General features: G+C 65.9%; 14 protein-coding genes and 1 tRNA gene. 6 read left to right on the forward strand and 9 right to left on the reverse strand.

What is annotated here, in order from left to right; translation table 11 throughout:
• Positions 1–643 precede the first annotated feature (643 nt).
• Positions 644–720 (reverse strand) — tRNA-Pro (locus PNO31109_RS12420).
• A gap of 279 nt (positions 721–999) precedes the next feature.
• Between PNO31109_RS12420 and PNO31109_RS12425 the strand changes: the two genes are divergently transcribed.
• Positions 1,000–2,688, forward strand: coding sequence for an AMP-binding protein (locus PNO31109_RS12425; protein ID WP_150555813.1), 1,689 nt, complete (start codon positions 1,000–1,002; stop codon positions 2,686–2,688).
• Between the two features lie 75 nt (positions 2,689–2,763).
• Here PNO31109_RS12425 and PNO31109_RS12430 read toward each other — a convergent pair whose 3' ends face one another.
• The gene (locus PNO31109_RS12430; protein ID WP_150555814.1) at positions 2,764–3,537 is read right to left on the reverse strand and encodes a sulfite exporter TauE/SafE family protein; all 774 of its coding nucleotides are present in this window, start codon (positions 3,535–3,537) and stop codon (positions 2,764–2,766) included.
• A gap of 455 nt (positions 3,538–3,992) precedes the next feature.
• Here PNO31109_RS12430 and gshA point away from each other — a divergent pair, with 455 nt between their 5' ends.
• Entirely contained in the window at positions 3,993–5,645 is a 1,653-nt protein-coding gene (gene gshA, locus PNO31109_RS12440; RefSeq protein WP_150555816.1) for a glutamate--cysteine ligase, read from the forward strand.
• Between the two features lie 189 nt (positions 5,646–5,834).
• Here gshA and PNO31109_RS12445 read toward each other — a convergent pair whose 3' ends face one another.
• The 5 genes from PNO31109_RS12445 to PNO31109_RS12465 form a co-directional block, all read right to left on the reverse strand.
• Positions 5,835–6,158, reverse strand: coding sequence for an AzlD domain-containing protein (locus PNO31109_RS12445; RefSeq protein ID WP_150555817.1), 324 nt, complete (start codon positions 6,156–6,158; stop codon positions 5,835–5,837).
• Positions 6,155–6,985, reverse strand: coding sequence for an AzlC family ABC transporter permease (locus PNO31109_RS12450; RefSeq protein ID WP_150555818.1), 831 nt, complete (start codon positions 6,983–6,985; stop codon positions 6,155–6,157). Before PNO31109_RS12450 ends, PNO31109_RS12445 begins: the two co-directional genes overlap by 4 nt.
• A gap of 172 nt (positions 6,986–7,157) precedes the next feature.
• Complete coding sequence (locus tag PNO31109_RS12455) at positions 7,158–9,698, reverse strand: penicillin-binding protein 1A (RefSeq protein ID WP_370750184.1); 2,541 nt, start codon at positions 9,696–9,698, stop codon at positions 7,158–7,160.
• A 134-nt stretch (positions 9,699–9,832) separates the two neighbouring features.
• Positions 9,833–10,465: a LysE family translocator gene (locus PNO31109_RS12460; protein WP_150555819.1), complete on the reverse strand. Its 633-nt coding sequence runs from the start codon at positions 10,463–10,465 to the stop codon at positions 9,833–9,835.
• A 181-nt stretch (positions 10,466–10,646) separates the two neighbouring features.
• Positions 10,647–10,949 carry a tetratricopeptide repeat protein gene (locus PNO31109_RS12465; RefSeq protein WP_150555820.1) on the reverse strand — a complete coding sequence of 101 codons (303 nt, stop codon included), beginning with the start codon at positions 10,947–10,949 and terminating at the stop codon, positions 10,647–10,649.
• 302 nt (positions 10,950–11,251) lie between these two features.
• Here PNO31109_RS12465 and PNO31109_RS22310 point away from each other — a divergent pair, with 302 nt between their 5' ends.
• On the forward strand, positions 11,252–12,874 hold the full coding sequence (locus tag PNO31109_RS22310) for a methyl-accepting chemotaxis protein (protein WP_150555821.1): 1,623 nt from the start codon (positions 11,252–11,254) through the stop codon (positions 12,872–12,874).
• A 74-nt stretch (positions 12,875–12,948) separates the two neighbouring features.
• Positions 12,949–13,344 carry a hypothetical protein gene (locus PNO31109_RS12475; protein WP_150555822.1) on the forward strand — a complete coding sequence of 132 codons (396 nt, stop codon included), beginning with the start codon at positions 12,949–12,951 and terminating at the stop codon, positions 13,342–13,344.
• A gap of 118 nt (positions 13,345–13,462) precedes the next feature.
• Here PNO31109_RS12475 and PNO31109_RS12480 read toward each other — a convergent pair whose 3' ends face one another.
• Together PNO31109_RS12480 and PNO31109_RS12485 are read right to left on the reverse strand one after the other, a co-directional pair.
• Positions 13,463–15,184: an NADPH-dependent assimilatory sulfite reductase hemoprotein subunit gene (locus tag PNO31109_RS12480; RefSeq protein WP_150555823.1), complete on the reverse strand. Its 1,722-nt coding sequence runs from the start codon at positions 15,182–15,184 to the stop codon at positions 13,463–13,465.
• 139 nt (positions 15,185–15,323) lie between these two features.
• Positions 15,324–17,153 (reverse strand): assimilatory sulfite reductase (NADPH) flavoprotein subunit, encoded by a 1,830-nt coding sequence (locus tag PNO31109_RS12485; protein ID WP_150555824.1) that lies wholly within the window; start codon positions 17,151–17,153, stop codon positions 15,324–15,326.
• Between the two features lie 518 nt (positions 17,154–17,671).
• On the opposite strand from PNO31109_RS12485, the gene PNO31109_RS12490 reads away from it, so the two are divergent.
• Together PNO31109_RS12490 and PNO31109_RS12495 are read left to right on the forward strand one after the other, a co-directional pair.
• A complete protein-coding gene (locus PNO31109_RS12490) occupies positions 17,672–20,533 on the forward strand; it encodes a 2-oxoglutarate dehydrogenase E1 component (protein WP_150555825.1) in 2,862 nt (953 codons plus the stop codon).
• A 90-nt stretch (positions 20,534–20,623) separates the two neighbouring features.
• Positions 20,624–20,934, forward strand: a 311-nt coding sequence (locus PNO31109_RS12495; RefSeq protein WP_306440559.1) for a biotin/lipoyl-containing protein, incomplete at its 3' end; no start/stop codon positions are given.

Genomic DNA, 20,934 nt, shown 5'->3' on the forward strand with positions numbered 1-20,934 from the left:
GCCCACAATATTCGGTTTGTTCCATGCCCGTTTCGGGGGGAACGCCGACGCCGTTGGAAACGCTTCTACGCCGGTAGCCGCATCGCCACACACTGCGGCAAGGCGAGATCCTCGGCCCAGGGGCAACGAAGGCAAAGGACCTGCACAGCAGAGAATTGCGCGAATCTTGCTGGTTTTTGGGGAGGGCAAGAGTGGCGTATCCTCGGTTTGAGGTATTCGGGGGCGCAGCACTTGCCGGTATTGTCACCGAGGCTGCGCCATTCGCACTTGCATAAATCGTTCTTTTGCGATTGCGCAAATGCGGCGATGCCGTCAAACGTAGTACAGTGGGATCGTCGCGAATTTCACTACCTTCCCCGGGTAGCGCGACATTGGTCCATTGCGTTACCTCCCTTGGCGCAATGGCCTCATGCCGCTTCGCAACGGAGCGGCATTTTTTGTGCCTGTTTCGGTGCGTGCATGAGATTGCTCATGTTGCCGCAGCGGCGACGATGGCGTCGGCCCTGAGATCTGCGTAGTAGTCCTACACGCTACCGGAAATACCAGAAAGTTCCCAGTTTCGAATATCCCGCCAATTCTACTTATCAAAAAACCGGCGCCAACGAAAAAACCCGCACGGCATTAAACCGTGCGGGTTCCGAATTGGTCGGGGCGAGAGGATTTGAACCTCCGACCACCTGCACCCCATGCAGGTACGCTACCAGGCTGCGCTACGCCCCGTGAGAGACGCATCGTTTGGATGCATCGCTCGAAAGCAGGCGATTATAGCAGAGCTTTTCGCGGAAAAGGAAGGGCTCATGCGCGTTGGATGCATATTTTTTTGCGCCCCGCGAAATCTCGCCGCACGCGGCCCGCGCCGCGCATCGCGCAGCCGCCTTCGACATCCGCCACCCGGCGCTTCACCGTTCCGCTCGTTTGCCGATGATGGTTATTCCGGATGTCGCAATCAAGGGCCCTCACGATAATGGAATCCTGCCTATCGAAGCTCGGAGACAAGCGATGTCGCACATCCAGGGGTTCGAGGCCGCGCGCGACCTGCTGCTCGCGCAGCGCGCCCACTACGACGTGGCGTACCGTGATTTCCGCTGGCCCGTACTCTCGCAGTTCAACTGGGCGCTGGACTTCTTCGATCCCCAGGCCCAAGGCAACGACAATCCCGCACTGTGGATCGTCGAAGAAGACGGCCGGCAAGCACGCCTGTCGTTTCGCGAGATGTCGGAACGCTCCAATCGCGTCGCCAATTTTCTACGGGCACAAGGTGTGGTGCGCGGCGATCGCGTCCTGCTCATGCTGCCCAATCAGGTCGAGCTATGGGATCTCATGCTCGCCTGCATGAAGCTCGGCACCGTCATGATCCCCGCCACGACGCTGCTCGCCGCCGCAGACCTCGTCGACCGGCTCGAGCGCGGGCGCGTGCGCCACGTCGTCACCACCTCGCGCGACGCCGCCAAGTTCGCCAACCTGCCCGGCGACTATCGCCGCATTGCCGTCGGCAACCCAACTCCCGACGGCTGGACCTCGCTCGCGCCCGCCTACGAAATGCCGCGCAACTTCACGCCGGACGGCGTCACGCTCGCCACCGATCCGCTACTGCTTTACTTCACCTCGGGCACCACGTCGCGTCCGAAGCTCGTGCTGCATACGCACCAGAGCTACCCGGTCGGCCACCTCGCCACGATGTACTGGCTCGGCCTGCAGCCCGGCGACGTGCACTGGAACATCAGCTCGCCCGGGTGGGCGAAGCATGCCTGGAGTTGCTTCTTTGCGCCATGGAACGCGGGCGCGACCATCTTCATTTACAACTTTTCCCGTTTCGACGCGCGCGCGGCCCTGGAGACGGCAGCACGCTGCGGCGTGACCACGCTGTGCGCTCCCCCGACCGTCTGGCGCATGATGATTCAGGAAGATCTCACTCGCCACGCGGTGAAGTTTCGCGAACTGATCGGCGCGGGCGAGCCGCTCAATCCCGAAGTCATCGAACAGGTGCGGCGGGCGTGGAACATCACGATTCGCGACGGCTACGGTCAGACGGAAACATGCTGCCAGATCGGCAACTCGCCGGGGCAGACGGTGAAGCCGGGCGCGATGGGCCGCCCCATGCCGGGCTATCGCGTCGTGCTTCTCGATCACAACGGCGCCGAGGCCGACGAGGGCGAGATCGCGCTCGTCCTGTCGCCGCGTCCGACCGGCCTCATGCAGGGCTATGAGGACGACTGCGAGAAGACCACCGACGCAATGCGCGACGGCTACTACCACACCGGCGATGTCGCGATGCGCGACGAACGCGGCTACTTCACCTACGTCGGCCGTGCGGATGACGTGTTCAAGGCGTCCGACTATCGCATCAGTCCGTTCGAACTCGAAAGCGAGCTCATCAAGCATCCCGCCGTGGCCGAGGCCGGCGTTGTGCCAAGCCCCGACCCCGTGCGGCTCGCGGTGCCCAAAGCGTTTATCGCGCTGCGTGCCGGCTTTCGCGCCGATGAGACGCTGGCGCTCGACATCCTGCGCTTTTGCCGCGATCATCTCGCGCCGTACAAGCGCATCCGGCGCATCGAATTCTGCGACTTGCCGAAGACGATCTCGGGGAAGATCCGCCGCGTCGAGTTGCGCCGCACGGAAGAAGGCCGCAGCCTCGACACCCGCCGCCAGATGGAATTCTGGGATGTGGATTTCGCCGACCTGAAGTGAGCGTAGCGCCGCATCGGCCCCGAGGGGGCGCAGGCGAGCGTATTGCAAGCATTGGCAAGCATTGGCAAGCATTGCTCAGCGCATATGCTGGACGACCAGTTCGGCGCCCAGCATGGCCAGCCCGACGAAGAAGCACCGGCGAAACACCGGCGCGCTCACCCGCGCGCGCACCCACTGACCGAAGAACATGCCGCCCAGGGCCGGCGCGAGCGCGAGCAATGAGACGCCGATCGCATGGCCATGAAAGACGCCGTCGCGCGCAAGACCGGCCGCCAGCGCCAGCGTCGAGACGGTAAACGACAGGCCCAGCGCCTGCACGAGATCGTCCTTGTCGAGATCGAGCGCCTGCAGAAACGGTACTGCGGGAATCACGAATACGCCGGTGGCGGCCGTCACCAGCCCGGTCACGACACCGATGCCTGCGCCCACGGCACCGACGCGCGCGCCAGGCCAGCTTTTCGGCACGTGCAGGCGCACCGCCGCCAGGCCCAGCGCGGCGTAGGCGAGCAGCGCGACGCCCAGTGCCATCCCCGCCAGGTTGCCGCCATTGGCCAGCCAGCCGCCGCCGGCCCAGGTGCCGAGGCAGATGCCGAGCAGCATCGGCCAAAGGCGTCTTGCCAGGGCGGCGAAGCGCGGGCCCGCCAGCAGTTGCCACACGTTGGTGACGAGCGACGGCACGATCAGCAGGGCGGCGGCTTCGGCCGTGGGCATGGCCAGGCCCAGCAGGCCGACGGCCACCGTTGGCAGACCGAGCCCGATCACGCCTTTGACGAAGCCGGCGAGCACGAAGGTGACGAGGCCCAGCCAGAGCAGGGGGACGAGATCGTTGAAGTGCTGAGTATTCATCATGCGGGCAGTATCGGTGCGCGGGCGCGCGTCGCCAATGCGGCATTCGCGCAGGGGGACTCAGGCTGGCGCTGAGGCTGGCACTCAAGCTGACGCCAAGGCTGGTTCTGTAGCTGGTAGTGGGGATGGCGCTGGGGATGGCGCTGGGGATGGCGCTGGGGATGGCGCCGGGGATGGCGCTGGGGATGGCGCCGGGGCGGCGCCAGGACTCGCCTGCCGCGACCGGCGGGGCGCCCGACGCGCTTTGGCGTTTTCAGTTATGCTCAGGCCAAATTCGCGCCGTGCCGCGCATCGAGCGCGTCCACCGGAGTCCCACTTCGGCGGTCGTGCCGCCGCCGTCGGCACCCCGTAGACCCCAGTACGCCGCTGTCTCCCGTGCTTGCATGGTTCGTGCCATGCCCGCAGGGGCCGGCGTCGACAGCCATGCCAAGCATTGCGCCTGCCCAGAGGGATGGAAGTTGGAAAAACAGAATCGTCAACACGAACACGCCGGGCAAACCGGATACGCCGCCGCTCACGACACGCTCGATCGGCGCCTCGCGCTCGTCATGCAACCCACTCACCGCACCCTGCTCGGCGAGGGCTTGTCGGGCATCGAGCGTGAGACGCTGCGCGTCGAGAGCGACGGCGCGCTCGCCCTCACGCCGCACCCGCGTGCGCTCGGCTCCGCACTGACTAACGACGAAATCACCACCGATTACTCCGAAGCGCTGCTCGAATTCATCACGCCGCCGCAGCACGACGCCGCCCAGGTCATCGCGCGTCTGCACGAAATCCACCAGTTCGCCTACCGCAAGCTCGGCGCGCAACTGCTGTGGAGCGATTCGATGCCGCCCGCGCTGCCGCCGGAAGACGTGATTCCCATCGCGGACTACGGCACGTCGCACATCGGCATGCTCAAGCACGTCTACCGTCGCGGCCTGGCGCTGCGCTACGGCAAGCCGATGCAATGCATCGCCGGCATCCACTACAACTTCTCGCTGGCCGAGCCGGTGTGGGAACTGCTGCGCGAGAGCGAAGGCGCGAAGGAATCCGCACGCGACTACCAGTCGGCGCGCTACGTGGCGCTCATTCGCAATTTCCGCCGCTACAGCTGGTTGCTGATGTATCTGTTCGGCGCGTCGCCGGTCCTGCATGCCGAGTTCCTGCGCGGACGGCAACACGGCCTCGAGTCGTTCGACGAAGGCACGCTCGGCTTGCCCTATGCGACCAGCTTGCGTATGAGCGACCTGGGCTACCAGAACAGCGCACAGTCGGAAGTCTCGCCGTGCTACGACTGCCTGCCGAGCTACATCGACGCGCTCACACAGGCCGTCAGCCAGCCGCATCCCGCCTATGAGGCGCTCGGCACCAAGCGCAATGGCGAGTGGATCCAGCTCTCCACGAATTTGCTGCAGATCGAGAACGAGTTCTACGCCACCATCCGCCCCAAGCGCGTGACGTACAGCGGCGAGCGCCCCGTGCAAGCCCTCGCGCGCCGCGGCGTGCAGTACGTGGAAGTGCGCTGCATCGACATCGACCCGTTCCTGCCCGTCGGCATCGACGTCGACACGGCGCGCTTCATCGACGCCTTCTTGCTGTTTTGCGCGCTCGAAGACAGCCCGTCGTGCTCGAATGCCGAGAACATGGAGAATCGCGACAACTTCGCGCACGTCGTCAAGCAAGGGCGCAAGCCCGGCTTGATGCTGCATCGCGGCGGCGAGGCGATCACGCTGCTCGACTGGGCCGAGCAGTTGCTCGAGCGGATCGACCGCACGGCCGCCGCGTTCGACGCGCAGCGCGGCGGCGCGCATTACGCTCACAGCATGGCGCTGCAGCGCGCGAAGGTGCGGGACGTCTCGCTCACGCCGTCCGCGCGCGTGATGGCGGCGCTCGAGCCGCTGCGCGGCACGAAGGGCGGCGCCTTTCAGGCGTTTGCGCTCGCGCAGAGCCAGCGCCACGCACAGACCTTGCGCGACATGCCGCTCGATGCCGCCGTTGTCGAACACTTCGAGACGCTCGCGCGCAAGTCGCTCGAGGCGCAGGCTGAACTCGAGCGCACACAGGTGGGTGATTTCGACGCCTTCGTCGCCGCCTATCGCGCCGGCACGCTCGGCACCGTGACGGTATGACGGCGCGCCGCGCGCCCTCGCACGCATGATGTGCCAAGAGCGCCTCGCGAGGCGCTCTTTTTTGCTTTGCAGGGCCGGCCGCACACGCCGCGTGGGTCGCTGCTCGCCTGGGTGTCGCCTGGGTGTCGCCCGGATGTCGCCCGGGTGTCGCTCAGGTCGCCTGGGTCACCTGGGGTGCTTCGGCCGCATTCAGCCGAGTACACCCAACTGCCAGGTGAAGAAAACGGCAAGGCCGACGCCGATGGTGAGCAACTGGTGACGCGTCGCGGCGCACACGGCAATGGCGGCGAGCGCAGCGACCAACTGCGCGTTGCGCCACGTCAGCTCCAGCCCCTCGCCGTGCGGCGCAAGCGTCATCGGCACGATGATCGCCGTGAGCACCGTCACCGGCACGAACGACAGCGCTTCGCGCAGCCACTCGGGAAAACGCACGCGGTCGCCGAGCACGAAGATGCCGGCCTTGACCGCGAACGTCACTGCCGCCATGCCGAGAATGGCAAGGACGTAGTTCATCGTGCACCTCCGGCCGACGAGCCAGGGGCGCGGGTCGCCGTCCCGCCGGGCGTGTTGTCGCGCCCGGCGTCGTTGCCCGCAGCGCGCTCGTGCGACGTGTCCTGCGTCGCCCGGTGCTGCTCGCCATCGCGACGCTGCCGATGCAACGCCGCCATCCCGGCGGCAATGCCAAGCGCGACAGCCGCGAGCAGACCGAGCTTGTAAGGCAGTCCCCGGCAAAGGTACGCCGCGGCGCCCGCGACGACCGTCGCCACCGCCCACGGCATGCGCGCCATCTGCGGCACGATGATGGCGATGAACGTGGCCACCATCGCGAAGTCGAGGCCAAGCGTCTGCAGACGGGGAAACGCCGCGCCGAACAGCAGCCCGGCGAGTGTCCACAACTGCCAGTTCAGATACATCGACAGCCCGGAGCCGAGGAAGTACCAGTGACCGAGCGCATCGTCGGGATGCCGGTGAAAGTAGCTGCTCGTGACGGCGAACGTCTCGTCGGTGAGCAGCAAGCCCAGCGTCACGCGCCACCGCGCATTCAGATGGCGCACGTGTGGCAGCAGGTTGGCCGCGTAGAGCATGTGGCGCAGATTCACGATCAACGTGGTCGCCCACAGCACGGCGTAGCCCACGCCGGTGGCGAAGAGTCCCGCCGCGATGAACTGGCTCGACCCGGCGAACACGGTGAGCGACATGAGCTGGCCATGCCACGGGGCCAGCGGCGTACTGGCGACGAGCGCGCCGAAAATGAGCCCGAAGGGCGCTGCGCCGACGATCATCGGCACGGTGTCGCGGGCGCCGGCGAGGAAGCTGCCCGCGCGTGAAGGAACCGGCATGAGGAACGATCCTGAACGTTGAGACGATGGGGCGAGCATACCGCGCATGCCGCCGGCCACGCTTGTACGTTCTTGCGATTCGCCCGCCGAGGCCGCCGGCGGGTTGCCGGCCCGGACAAAAACGGCCGCCCGAAGGCGGCCGCAGGCGCTGCCGGTTCGCGATCCGCTGTGCTCAGGGATGCTTGAACAGGTCGAGAATGCGCGCCTTTTCGCTCGAATCGACGCCGGGCGACGGCGCCTGGCCGGCGGCCGGCGGCGGGGCGGCGGGCGAGGGCGAGCCGCCGCCGAAGAGCGGCAGCGAGAAGCCGCCGCTGTTCTCGTCGATGCCGATGCTCGCCACGAAGCCGTTGCCCGGGACCTTGTCCGATTCGTAGAGCTCGCCGTTGATCACCGTCACGCCCGACGGCATCGGCATTTGCTGCTGCGGCACGCCGTTGAGCGCCACGCCCATGTACTTCGTCCATACCGGCAGCGCCAGTTGCGCGCCGAACTCCCGGCTGCCGAGCGTCCTCGGCTGGTCGAAACCGAGCCAGGCCACCGCCACGAGCGAATGCTGATAGCCGGCGAACCAGCCGTCGAGCGCGTCGTTGGTCGTGCCGGTCTTGCCGGCCAGATCGCCGCGCCTGAGCACGTTCGTGCCCGAGCCGGTGCCGCGCTGCGCCACCGTCTGCAGCAGACTGTTCATGATGTAGGCGTTGGGCGCCGAAATGGCGCGCGCGGCGTTCACGCCGGCAATGACCGGCGTGGCCTTGTTGAGGACATTGCCGCGCGCGTCTCGGATCTCGGCGATCAGGTACGGCGCTACGCGGTAGCCGCCGTTGGCGAACACGGCATACGCGCCCGCCAGCTGCAGCGGCGTGGTGGCGCCCGCGCCCAGCGCCATCGGCAGATACGGCGGCACCTTGTCGGCGTCGAAGCCGAAGCGCGTGGCGTATTCCTGCGTGTACTGGGTGCCGGCGAACTGCAGCAGACGGATGGCGACGAGGTTCTTCGAGCGTTGCAAGCCCTCGCGCACGGTCATCGGGCCGCTGAAGGCGTCATCGTCGTGCGGATCCCAGGCCTGGCCGCCGGTCTGCGACGGCGGCAGGTTGAGCGGGCCGTCCATCACCATCGTCGCGGGGCTCACGCCTTTCTCGATGGCCGCCGAATACACCACCGGCTTGAACGTCGAGCCGGGCTGACGCCACGCCTGCGTGGCGCGGTTGAACTTGCTCTGGTTGAAGTCGAAGCCGCCGACGAGCGCGCGAATCGCACCATCGTCCGGCGAGAGCGACACGAGCGAGCCCTGCACTTGCGGCAATTGCGTGATGCGCCACTTGCCGCGCGCGTCCTTCATCACGCGAATGATCGAGCCCGGACGGATGCGCAGCTTCTCGCTCGCCTTGGCCGAGAGCGACGGGGCCGCGAAGCCGATACCGTCGCCGGAGACGACGACCGCGTCGCCCGAGAGCGGCACCGCCGTGACCTGCGACGCGCTTGCCGCGACCACGACGGCGGCGATCAGATCGCCGTTGTCCGGATGTTCGAGCAGCGTGTCTTCGATGAGTTGCTGACGATCGGGCATGGCCGCGGGCAGCTCCACGAAGCCCTCGGGCCCGCGATAGCTGTGACGTCGCTCGTAGTCGAGCACGCCCATGCGCACCGCTTCATACGCGGCCTGCTGCTTCTTCGAATCGATGGTCGTGATAACGCTCAGGCCGCGCGTGTAGGCGTCGTCCTTGTACTCGTCGTACACGGCCTGGCGCACCATTTCGGCCACGTACTCCGCATGCACGTTGTACTCGTTGCCCGACGTGCGCGTGCGGATCGGCTCGTGCAGGGCGTCTTCGTATTGACCGCGCGTGATGTAGCCCAGATCGAGCATGCGCTTGAGGATGTACTCCTGACGGATCTTCGCGCGCTTGGGATTGACGATCGGGTTGTAGGCGGACGGCGCCTTGGGCAGGCCGGCGAGCATGGCGGCTTCGCCGAGCGTGATGTCCTTCAGATCCTTGCCGAAGTAGATGCGCGCGGCGCTCGCGAACCCGTAGGCGCGCTGCCCCAGATAGATCTGGTTCATGTACAGCTCGAGAATCTTGTCCTTCGACAGCGCGGATTCGATCTTGTACGCCAGCAGCATTTCGTAGATCTTGCGCGTGGCCGTCTTCTCGCGCGAGAGGAAGAAATTGCGCGCGACCTGCATGGTGATCGTGCTCGCGCCCTGCGCCGCGCCGCCGTGCAGCACGTCCGACACGCCGGCACGCAGAATGCCGATGAAGTCCACGCCGCCGTGATCGTAGAAGCGGTAGTCCTCGATCGCGAGCACGGCCTTCTTCATCACGTCGGGAATCTGGTCGATGGTCACGAGGCTGCGGCGTTCCTCGCCGAACTCGCCGATCAGCACGTTATCGGACGTGTACACGCGCAGCGGCACCTTCGGCCGGTAATCGGTGATGACATCGAGCGGCGGCAGGTTCGGCCGCATGACGATGAGCGCATAGCCCACGAGCAGCGCACCGACGATCGCCAGTCCGCCGAGCGAGGCGATGACGACGCCGAGCGTGCCAAAGCCGCGTTGGGCGCCAACACGACCCAAGTAACCAGAGCGACCGGAACTTTCCGGGGAGCCGGGGCCCGGATCATGGCTCGAAGGCGTCCGGGAGAGGGAGACGGGGGAATTGCGGTGCGCCGCACGGGACGGCGCACGAGGCGGCAAACAATGCTTCAAGGACATACCCAACGAAAATTGCAGGATGGGAACAGGCCAGCCGGCCTAGCGCTGCGTGGATCCCCGCCGCGCGGCGAAATCGGTGCAGTATGCCATGCCCGGCGCGAGCCCCTCCAAAAATCGGGAGGCACGGCCACCGCTCAGCGGCGCGCCTCGGTCGCCATGCGCAGCGCCAGCGCGCCGAGCACACCGCCCATGAGCCAGCGCTGGACGCGCAGCCAGCCCGGCCGCTGGCCGAGGAACGCGGCGATGGCGCCGGCCGACAGCGCCACGCTGGCGTTCACCATCACGCTGGCGACGATCTGCGTCACGCCCAGTGCCAGCGACTGCGTGAGCACGCTGCCGTGCTCGGGGTGCACGAACTGCGGCAGCAGGGCCAGGTAGAGCATGGCGATCTTCGGATTGAGCACGCTCGTGAACAGTCCCATCAGGAACAGGCGCCGGTTGCTGTCGCGCTCGAGCGGTCTCACCTCGAACGGCGAACGGCCGCCCGGCCTGAGCGCCTGCCACGCCAGCCAGGCGAGGTACACGGCGCCCCCGAAGCGCAGCACGTCGTAGGCATACGGCACCGCGAAGAGCAGCGCGGTAATCCCGAAAGCCGCGCACAACATGTAGAAGACGAAACCGAGCGCGACGCCGCCCAGCGAAACGAGGCCCGCAGCCGGCCCCTGACACAACGAGCGCGAGACCAGATACATCATGTTCGGTCCCGGCGTGAGCGCCATTCCGATGGCGACCAGCGCGAAGGCCAGCCAGGTCGATGTTGCAGGCATGTTCGTTGCGCCTCGAATACGGAAGCTGCACGATACCACGCGATTGACGTGTACGTCAGTCGAGCGCCGACGGCCTGCCCGGTTCTTGTTCTGGTCCCGGTCCGGCCCACTTCCGGCCCACTTCCGGCCCGCTTCCGACCCACTTCCGGCTCCCCTCCGGCCCATGCCCGGCGGCGCATCGTCAGCCCAGCCGCCTGAGGAAGACGGTCATTTCCTTCTCGGCCTGACGATCGCCGTGCGCCTGCGCGGCGGCAATGCCGCGGGTCCACGCCTCGCGCGCGCCGTCCACGTCTCCCGCGCCCTGGCGCGCCTTGCCCAGCAGCTTCCAGGCCGCCGTGTAGGCCGGATCGAACCCGACGCAACGGGTGAGGTGCTCGGCCGCAACGGGGAAGTTCTGCGCGTCCAGATAGGCCTTGCCGAGCCCGAAGCGCAGCAGCGCGTTGTCCTTGCCGGAAGCCAGCAATCTTTCCAGTCCTTCGATCATGGCGATGAATGAATTTGTTCGATATATAAAAATTACGTATGAAAATGGCCTGGCGTGCGATGCATGACTCCCACCTTGCCAGTTTTTCGGTTTTGCTGCGCAAGACACCGGGCGCTCGGCGCCTGGCGGGATCGCGGATTGATTTGCGTCAACCGAATGTGCGCCCGCACCTTGGCGCATGACCGCGTATACCCGCAGGATGCTCAAGTCTGGCGTTTGAAGCGCCGATGTGACAAGTAGCACCGGTCCGACAGAGGCCGGGCAGGGGGTGAGAAACCCGACACGGAGATGGAGACGACAGTATGTTGCGGAGCTTTTCGATCAAGGCGCGCCTTGGCATGACGATGGCGCTGTTGGCCGTATTGTTGATTGTGCTGGGCGCGCTGGGCGTTGCCGGCATGACCCGCACCGGTGATGCGCTTCGCGAGACCTATGCCAATCACCTTGCGGCGACGGTGGCGCTCGGCAAGGACAATGCAACGCTGGCGCGCACGCGCGCCATTCTCGATCGTGTGGTGCTGCACCCCGAGTCGCCCGACGCGGACAAGGTGGCGGCGCGTGCGCGCAACATGATCAAGGACGCGAACGCGGCCTGGACGGCCTATCTGGCGCTGCCGCGCGGCGCCGAGGAGCAGCGCCTCGCCGACGACGTCGCCAGACGTCGCACCGAGTTCTTCGACAAGGGCATGGAGCCGATGCTCGCCGCCATCGACGCGCGCGATCGCACGGCCATGGACGAACTCACGATGAACGCGCTGCCGAAGTACTACGCCGCGCTCACGGCGGCAAGCGACGCGCTCGCGCACTACAAGATGACGCTCGGCCGCGAGACATACGAAGCCTCGATGGCGGAGCTCACGGCATTTCGCTGGGTGAGCATCGGCGCCACGGTCGTGGGCGTGCTGCTCGCCGTCGCGTGCTATTTCTCGCTGCGAGGCGCGATCATGCGTCCGCTGGCCGAGGCGCTGGCCCACTTCGAGCAGATCGCGGCCGGCCATCTCGACAATCCGGTGCATGTGCGGGGCAAGGACGAAATGTCCATGCTCATGCGCGGCCTGGAGACGATGCAGTCGCGCCTGGCGAGCACCATTCGCGGCGTGCGGCGCAGTTGCGACGCGATGGCCACCGCCACGGCCGAGATCTCGGCGGGCAACACCGACCTGTCGGCACGCACGGAACAGCAGGCCGCCTCGCTCGAGGAAACGGCGTCGTCGATGGAAGAGTTGACGGCCACCGTCAAGCAGAACGCGGACAACGCACGCCAGGCGAGTCAGCTCGCCGTGAACGCCTCTGACATTGCCGCGCGCGGCGCCCAGGTGGTCGAACGCGTAGTCGAGACGATGCAGGGCATTTCGGCGAGCTCCACACAGGTCGTTGACATCATCGGCGTGATCGACGGCATTGCGTTCCAGACCAATATCCTTGCGCTGAACGCGGCCGTCGAAGCGGCGCGCGCCGGCGAGCAGGGCCGCGGTTTCGCGGTGGTGGCCGGTGAAGTGCGCACGCTCGCGCAGCGCAGCGCCACGGCCGCGCGCGAGATCAAGGCGCTCATCGAGACTTCGGCGCAAAAGGTGAGCGACGGTTCGTCGCTGGTGGCCGAAGCGGGGCGCACGATGGACGACATTCTGCAGGCGGTGCAGCGCGTGACCGACATCATGGGTGAGATTTCGGCGGCGTCCGACGAGCAGAGCGGGGGAATCGAGCAGGTCAATCAGGCCGTCACGCAGATGGACACCGTCACGCAGCAGAACGCGGCGCTCGTGGAGCAGGCCGCGGCGGCGGCGGCGTCGCTCGAAGACCAGACCGCGGCATTGCGCGAGGAGATGGCGCGCTTTCGGCTCGGCGACGAGCGGCAGGCCGGCGCCGGCGCCGCGCGAGCCGCGCTGCACGCGGTGGGCAGCCCCCCGTTGTCGCTGGCGGCATAGCGACGGGTTCATGGCGGTGGCGCGCCGAACCGGGTAACATTGCCCATCTTTTGCTCAGTTGAGGGTGTCGAAGTATGAAGCGAGTGGCGCTGATGGCGGCGGTGGCCGTTCTGGCCGGCTGTGGCCCGATCAACCAGATGAGCCGGCCCGACCCGGCAACGGGACGACTGCTCGACCAGGGCACCGGGGCCGATCGCTTCATGGTGCTCAACTGCATCTATCACGGCTGGAGCGAGCTCGCGCCGAACGTGGACTCGACCTCGTATGCCCGCCAGGGATGGGACCGTGTGCGTGTCTATCGCGGGCCGGACGCCGAAGGCAAGGCCACGTACAACCCGTATGTCGACATCAGCCAGGGCGGCTTCGGTGCGCGCATCCAGTACTTCGAAACGCCGGGCAGCAACCTGTCGCGCGATTTCGAGGCCACTGTCAAGCGCTGCATCGTGCCGTATTCCGGCAGTAGCGACTGAGGCCCTCCGGCACCGACGTCCGTTCGTCGCGCAATAAAAAAACGCCATGGCTTGCCATGGCGTTTTTCCTGATGACGATCGCCGCAGGGGCTTCGCGACCCTGCCGGCCCACCGGGGCTCAGCCGTGGAAATCCTCGCGGGCCTCGATGACTTCCTTTACCACGCCCTGGCGCACGAGGAAGTCGCCAAACTTCTCGCCGGCCTCGCGCTCCTTCGCATAGCGCTGGAACAGCGGCGTGAGTTCCGCCACGATCTGGTCGTCGCTCACCGACTCCTTGTACAGCTTGTTGAGGCGCTGGCCGTGGAAGCCCGCGCCGAGGTACAGGTTGTACTTGCCCGTCGACTTGCCGACCAGGCCGATCTCGGCGAGGTACGGACGCGCGCAACCGTTCGGGCAGCCCGTCGTCCGAATCGTGATCGGCTCGCCGGCCAGACCGGCTTCGTCGAGCACCTTTTCCAGACGCGTGACCAGATCCGGCAGCGCCCGTTCGCTTTCCGCGAGCGCCAGGCCGCAGGTCGGGAAGCCCACGCACGCCATCGAGTTGATGCGCAGCGCGCTCTGGTGCTTGCCGTCGAGCAGGCCGAATTCCTTAACCAGCGCATCGATGCGTGGCCTGGCGGCTTCGCTCACCCGGCCGATGATCAGGTTCTGGTTGCCGGTAATGCGAATGTCGCCATCATGAATCCGGGCGATCTCGCGCAGGCCCGTCATCAGGCGGTAGTCGTCCCAGTCCTTCACGCGGCCGTTCTGGATGAAGAGCGTGAGGTGCCACAGGTCGTCCGCGCCCTTGAGCCAGCCGTACTCATCGCCGTTGGTCGTGAACGTGAACGGGCGCACCGGCGCCAGGTTCCAGCCCAGGTAGCGATTGAGTTCTTCCTTGAACCACTCCACGCCGCGATCGTCGATGGTGTACTTCAGGCGCGCATGCTTGCGGTTCGTGCGGTCGCCGAAGTCACGCTGCACGAGCAGCACCTTCTCTGCCACTTCCACGATGCGCTCGGCCGGCGTGTAACCGATGACGGTCGCCGTGCGCGGGTAGGTCGCCGCGTCGCCGTGCGTCATGCCCATGCCGCCGCCCACGCTCACGTTGAAGCCCTCGAGCTTGCCCTCGTCGTTCACGATGGCAATGAAGCCCAGATCGTTTGCGTAGACGTCGACGTCGTTGTTCGGCGGAATCGCAATGGCGATCTTGAACTTGCGCGGCAGATAATGCTTGCCGTAGATGGGCTCATGGTCTTCCTTGCCCGCACCCAGGCGCTTGTCGCCAAGCCAGATCTCGCGATACGCGGTGGTCTGGGGCAGCAGGTGCTGGTCGATCCTGCGGCACCACTCGAGGGCTTCGGCGTGCGCGGGCGAGAGGTGCGGATTGTTGGAGACGAGCGTGTTGCGGTTGACGTCGCCGCACGCGGCAATGCTGGTCATTGCCACTTCGTCGATGCCCTTGATGAGCGGGCGCAGCTGATGCTTGAGCACGTTGTGGTACTGCACGGTCTGGCGCGTGGTCAGGCGAATCGTATTGCCGCCGTATTTCTGCGCGAGGTCGTCGAGCTTGAGCCATTGCGCGGGCGTGCATACGCCGCCCGGCATGCGCAGGCGAATCATGAACTGATAGGCGGGCTCGAGTTTCTGCTTCTGACGCTCGGCGCGCAGATCACGATCGTCCTGCATGTACGAGCCGTGGAACTTGAGCAGTTGCGCGTCTTTCTCGAAGATCGCACCGGTGAGCGGGTCGGCCAGACCTTCGGCGATCGTGCCGCGCAGGTAGTTGCTGACGTCCTTGATCTTCTCGACCTCGGAGCGCGCTGCCGAGGTGGCGTTGGCTTGCGTAGATTGCGTCATGTGGGCTGCTGTTGTCGGTGCAGTTGTCGGGTGCAGTTATCGGGGTACGGACATCGGGGCGCCGTCATCGACCCTGGCGGGCGCGTTCGCGCGCCGGCCGGGATCGCACTATCGCGCCGCGGGCAGGCGCCGCGATCGATCAGTACACGTCGCGCTGGTAGCGCTTTTCGCGCTGCAGCGTCTTCACGTACTCGGCGGCGGCGTCTTGCGCCAGGCCGCCATGCTCGGCCACGATGTCCACGAGCGCGGTATTCACGTCGCGCGCCATCTGGTCGGCGTCGCCGCACACGTAAAGATAGGCGCCTTCCTGCAGCCAGGCGTAGAGCTCCTTGCCCTGCTCGCGCATGCGGTGCTGTACGTAGACCTTGTCTTCGCCGTCGCGCGAGAACGCGAGATCGATCTTCGTGAGCGCGCCGTCCTTCACGTAACGCTGCCATTCGCGCTGATACAGGAAGTCGGTGCGGAAGTTGCGATCGCCAAAGAACAGCCAGTTCCTGCCCGGCGCGTCGAGCGCCTGCCGCTCTTCCACGAACGCGCGAAACGGTGCGATGCCGGTGCCCGGCCCGATCATGATGACCGGCGCACTGCTGTCCGAGGGCAACTTGAAGTTGCGGTTCGCTTCGATGTACACCGGCACCGTTTCGCCTTCGCGGGCGACGTCGGCAAGATAGGTCGAGGCCACGCCGCGCCGGGCACGACCGTGGCTGTCGTAGCGCACGGCGCCCACGGTGATGTGCACGGCCTCGGGGTTTGCCGCGAGGCTCGAGGCAATCGAATACAGGCGCGGCTGCAGCGTGCGCAGCGTGCCCACGAACTCGGCCGCCTTCACCTTGCGCACAGGGAACTGGCGCACCACGTCGAGCACGTCGCGGCCGTACAGATAGTCGCGCAGCGCCGTCTCGTTGCCGGCGGCGAGCAATGCCTTGAGCTCGGTCGATTCGGCCAGTGCGGCGTACTTCTCGAGGAAGGCGCGCGAGAGCGTGGTGATGTCGTAGGCGCGCAGGAACGCCTCGCGCAGCGAAAGCGTGCTGTCCTGCGTGGTCGTCGTGGCTTGCGGGTCGAGCGCGAGCGTGTCGATGAGTTCGTCGACGAGCGTCTCGTCGTTCTTCACGACCACGCCGAGCGCATCGCCCGGTTCGTAGGTGAGGCCCGAGCCTTCGAGCGAGAGTTCGATGTGATGCACTTCCTTGGACGAGCCGCGGCCCGAGAGCGTGAGGTTCTCGAGCACCGTAGCGTCGAACGGGTGCTTGCGGCTGTATTGGCTCGCAGCAGCGGCGGGGGCCACGGCGCCGGCCAGCGAGGCGAGGCTGAAGCCGTCGGCGGCGCCGGCCTTGCCTGCGGCCGCCGGAGCGGCCACGCGCTTGAGCGCTTCGACCGTCTCTTCGATCCAGCGCTCGGCCGGGCCGTCGTAGTCGACGTCGCTGTCGACGCGCGCGACCAGACGCTCGGCGCCGAGAGCGGCCAGGCGGGCGTCGAAGTCCTTGCCGGCCTGGCAGAATTTCTCATAGCTGGAGTCACCCAGTCCCAGCACGGCGAAACGCGTGCCCTCGAGCTTCGGGGCCTTCTCGCCGTGCAGGAATTCGTAGAAGTCGCGAGCGTCGTCGGGCGGTTCGCCTTCGCCCTGCGTGGACACCGCCACGAGCAGCAACTTGTCGTTCTTCAGACGCGAGGCCTTGTAGTCGCCCATCGCGAACAGGTCGACCTTGAAGCCCGCCGCCACCGCCCGCGCCTTGGCATGCTCGGCCACTTCCTGCGCATGGCCCGTTTGCGAACCGTACAGAATGGTCAGCTGGGGGGCGGCGGCGCTGCCCGTGCCGGCCGCGGGCGCCTGCGCGCCGGCATGGCGCACCGAGTGATTGATGCCGGCGAGAAAGCCGCGCACCCAGGCGAGCTGCTCGGTGGAAAGGCCGTCGACCAGCTGGCTGAGCAACTGGGCTTGCTGGGCGGTGAGAGGCGTCGTCTCTTGCATGTCGTTGTGGGCTCCAGGGGCCGGACCAGCACGGAAGCCCGGGCGGGTCTGACCCGTCAAGCCACCCCCGGGTGGACCGGCAAGGGGATAGTCGACACGATATCGGTCACCGATTAGAAATTAAAATAATAAAATTTAATTCCTATATATCCAATTTCCATATAAGCATAAGCGGGCCCGACCAAGCCACACGCGTGAGGCGGCGGGCGGCGGCGCGCGATAGCGGCCAGATGGCAGTGAGGCCACCGACACTCGCATGCCGCCGTCCCGGCAAACGGGCGTTCGAGTGCGCTGGCGGGGCGGCCCGCGACCCATGTGGCGGATACGCCGCGAGCGTCCGCGCGACGGCTTTCCGATGGGGTGGGTCTCGGGAAAACGTGCTATGCTCCACGCCGTGATTGATCAGGTCCTTCCAAGCACCACTTGATTCTCGCAATCCGCTATTCGGTCAGGCCGTGTCGCGGAAGGTTTCGTAACCCGCTATTTCTCGAGACACTCGTAGAAAAGGTGAGCGCAAAATGAGTTTGATGGAACAATTCCAAGCGAACTCGTACCTCTTCGGCGGCAATGCCCCCTACGTCGAAGAACTGTACGAATCGTATCTTGATAATCCGGCGTCCGTGCCGGACAACTGGCGTCAGTACTTCGACGCACTGCAAAACGTCCCCGCTGTTGATGGTTCCAACGCCAACGACGTGGCTCACGCCCCGATCGTCGAGTCGTTCGCCCAGCGCGCCAAGGCCAATGCCTTCGTGTCGCGCGCCGGCGCCTCCGATCTGGCCGTGGCCCGCAAGCAGGTGCACGTGCAGTCGCTCGTTGCCGCTTACCGCTTCCTCGGCGCCCGCTGGGCCAACCTGGACCCGCTCAAGCGCCAGGAACGTCCGGCCATCCCCGAGCTGGAACCCGCTTTCTACGACCTGACCGAAGCCGACATGGACAGCGTGTACTCGGCAGAGAACACGTATTTCGGCTTTGAGCAAGCCAGCCTGCGCGATCTGCTCAAGGCGCTGCGCGACACGTACTGCGGCTCGATCGGCGCCGAGTACATGTACATCAGCGATCCGGTGCAAAAGCGCTGGTGGCAGGAGCGTCTGGAGAAGGTGCGCGCTACGCCCAACTTCAGCGCAGAGAAGAAGAAACACATCCTCGAACGCCTGACGGCCGCCGAAGGCCTCGAGCGTTATCTGCACACCAAGTTCGTCGGCCAGAAGCGCTTCTCGCTCGAAGGCGGCGAGTCGTTCATCGTGGCGATGGACGAGCTCGTCCATCACGCCGGTGCGAAGGGCGTGCAGGAAATCGTGATCGGCATGGCCCACCGCGGCCGTCTGAACGTGCTGGTCAACACCCTCGGCAAGATGCCATCGGACCTGTTTGCCGAATTTGAAGGCAAGCACGTGGACGACCTGCCGGCAGGCGACGTGAAGTACCACAAGGGCTTCTCGAGCGACGTCTCGACGAGCGGCGGCCCGGTCCACCTGTCGTTGGCGTTCAACCCGTCGCACCTCGAAATCGTGAACCCGGTGGTCGAAGGCTCGGCCAAGGCCCGTATGGACCGTCGCGGCGAAGCCGACGCGGCCAGCGTGCTGCCGGTGCAAGTCCACGGCGACGCGGCCTTCGCAGGCCAGGGTGTCGTGATGGAAACGCTGAACCTCGCGCAAACGCGCGGTTACGGCACGCACGGCACGGTACACATCGTCATCAACAACCAGATCGGCTTCACCACGTCGGACCCGCGCGACGCCCGTTCGACGACGTACTGCTCGGACGTGGTCAAGATGATCGAAGCGCCGGTGCTGCACGTGAACGGCGACGATCCGGAAGCGGTCGTGCTGGCCATGCAGCTGGCCCTGGATTTCCGTCAGGAATTCAAGAAGGACGCCGTCGTGGACATCGTTTGCTACCGCAAGCTGGGCCACAACGAGCAGGACACCCCGGCGGTCACGCAGCCGCTGATGTACAAGAAGATCGCGCAACACCCGGGCACGCGCGCGCTGTACGCCGAGAAGCTGGTCACGCAAGGCGTGATCACGGCCGAAGAGGGCGACGGTTTCGTGAAGGCCTATCGCCAGGCCATGGACGAAGGCCATCACACCATCGACCCGGTGCTCTCGAACTACAAGAGCAAGTACGCGGTCGACTGGGTGCCGTTCCTGAACAAGAAGTGGACGGACGCCGCCGATACGGCCGTGCCGCTGAACGAACTCAAGCGCCTGGCCGAGCGTATCACCACGATTCCGGCCAACTTCAAGGTTCACCCGCTCGTCGAGAAGGTCATCAAGGACCGTGAAAAGATGGGCAAGGGCGAGCAGCCGCTCGACTGGGGCATGGGCGAGCACCTGGCGTTCGCGTCGCTGGTCTCGTCGGGCTTCGCCGTGCGCCTGACCGGTCAGGACTCGGGCCGTGGCACGTTCACGCACCGCCACGCCGTGCTGCACGACCAGAACCGCGAGCGCTGGAACGACGGCACCTACGTGCCGCTGCAACACGTGGCCGACGGTCAGGCGAGCTTCACGGTGATCGACTCGGTGCTCTCGGAAGAAGCCGTGCTGGGCTTCGAGTACGGTTACTCGACCGCCGAGCCGAACACGATGGTGCTGTGGGAAGGGCAATTCGGCGACTTCGCCAACGGTGCGCAGGTCGTGATCGACCAGTTCATCTCGAGCGGTGAAGTGAAGTGGGGCCGCGTCTCGGGCCTCACGATGCTGCTGCCGCACGGCTACGAAGGCCAGGGTCCGGAGCACTCGTCGGCACGTATCGAGCGCTATCTGCAACTGTGCGCCGATACCAACATGCAAGTGGTCCAGCCGACCACGCCGGCACAGATCTTCCACCTGCTGCGCCGTCAGATGATCCGCCAGCTGCGCAAGCCGCTGATCGTGTTCACGCCGAAGTCGCTGCTGCGCCACAAGGAAGCCGTGAGCGAGCTGACGGAACTGTCCAAGGGCAGCTTCCTGACGGTCATCGGCGAGACCGACGCTTCGATCGACGCGAAGAAGGTCAAGCGCGTGATCGTCTGCTCGGGCCGCCTGTACTACGACCTGGTCGCCCGTCGTCGCGAAGAGAAGTCGAACGACGTCGCGATCATTCGCGTGGAACAGCTCTACCCGTTCCCGCACAAAGCGTTCGAGAGCGAGCTGAAGAAGTACGAAAACCTCACCGAAGTGGTGTGGGCCCAGGACGAGCCGCAAAACCAGGGTCCGTGGTTCTACATCGAACACCACCTGATCGAGAGCATGAGCGCCGGTCAGAAGCTGGCTTACGCGGGTCGCGCGGCTTCGGCCTCGCCTGCCGTGGGCTACTACGCCAAGCACTACGAACAACTCAAGCAGTTGCTCGATACGGCTTTCGGTCGCCTCAAGGGCGCGACCGTGGTGCAGTAAGCGGTTAGGTCCTACAGCGGTCGTCCTCCCCCCAGGGACGGCCGCTGCCGTATTTCCGAATTGAACGTCTATCGAATCCAGGATCCAGAAATGGCCATTGTTGAAGTCAAAGTCCCCCAGTTTTCCGAGTCGGTTTCCGAAGGCACGCTGCTCGACTGGAAGAAGAAAGTCGGTGAAGCCTTTGCCCAGGACGAAACCGTGATCGAAGTCGAGACCGACAAGGTCGTGCTCGAAGTACCGGCGCCCGCCGCCGGCGTGCTCGTCGAAGTGAGCGCCTCGGCCGGCGACACCGTGACGTCCGAACAAGTCATCGCCAAGATCGACACCGAAGCCAAGGCAGGCGCTGCTGCGCCGGTCGCCGCCAAGCCGGCCGAAGCCGCTGCGCCGGCCGCCGCCGCGCC

Origin of the sequence: Pandoraea nosoerga (genome assembly GCF_902459585.1) — a bacterium.
GTDB lineage: Bacteria > Pseudomonadota > Gammaproteobacteria > Burkholderiales > Burkholderiaceae > Pandoraea > Pandoraea nosoerga.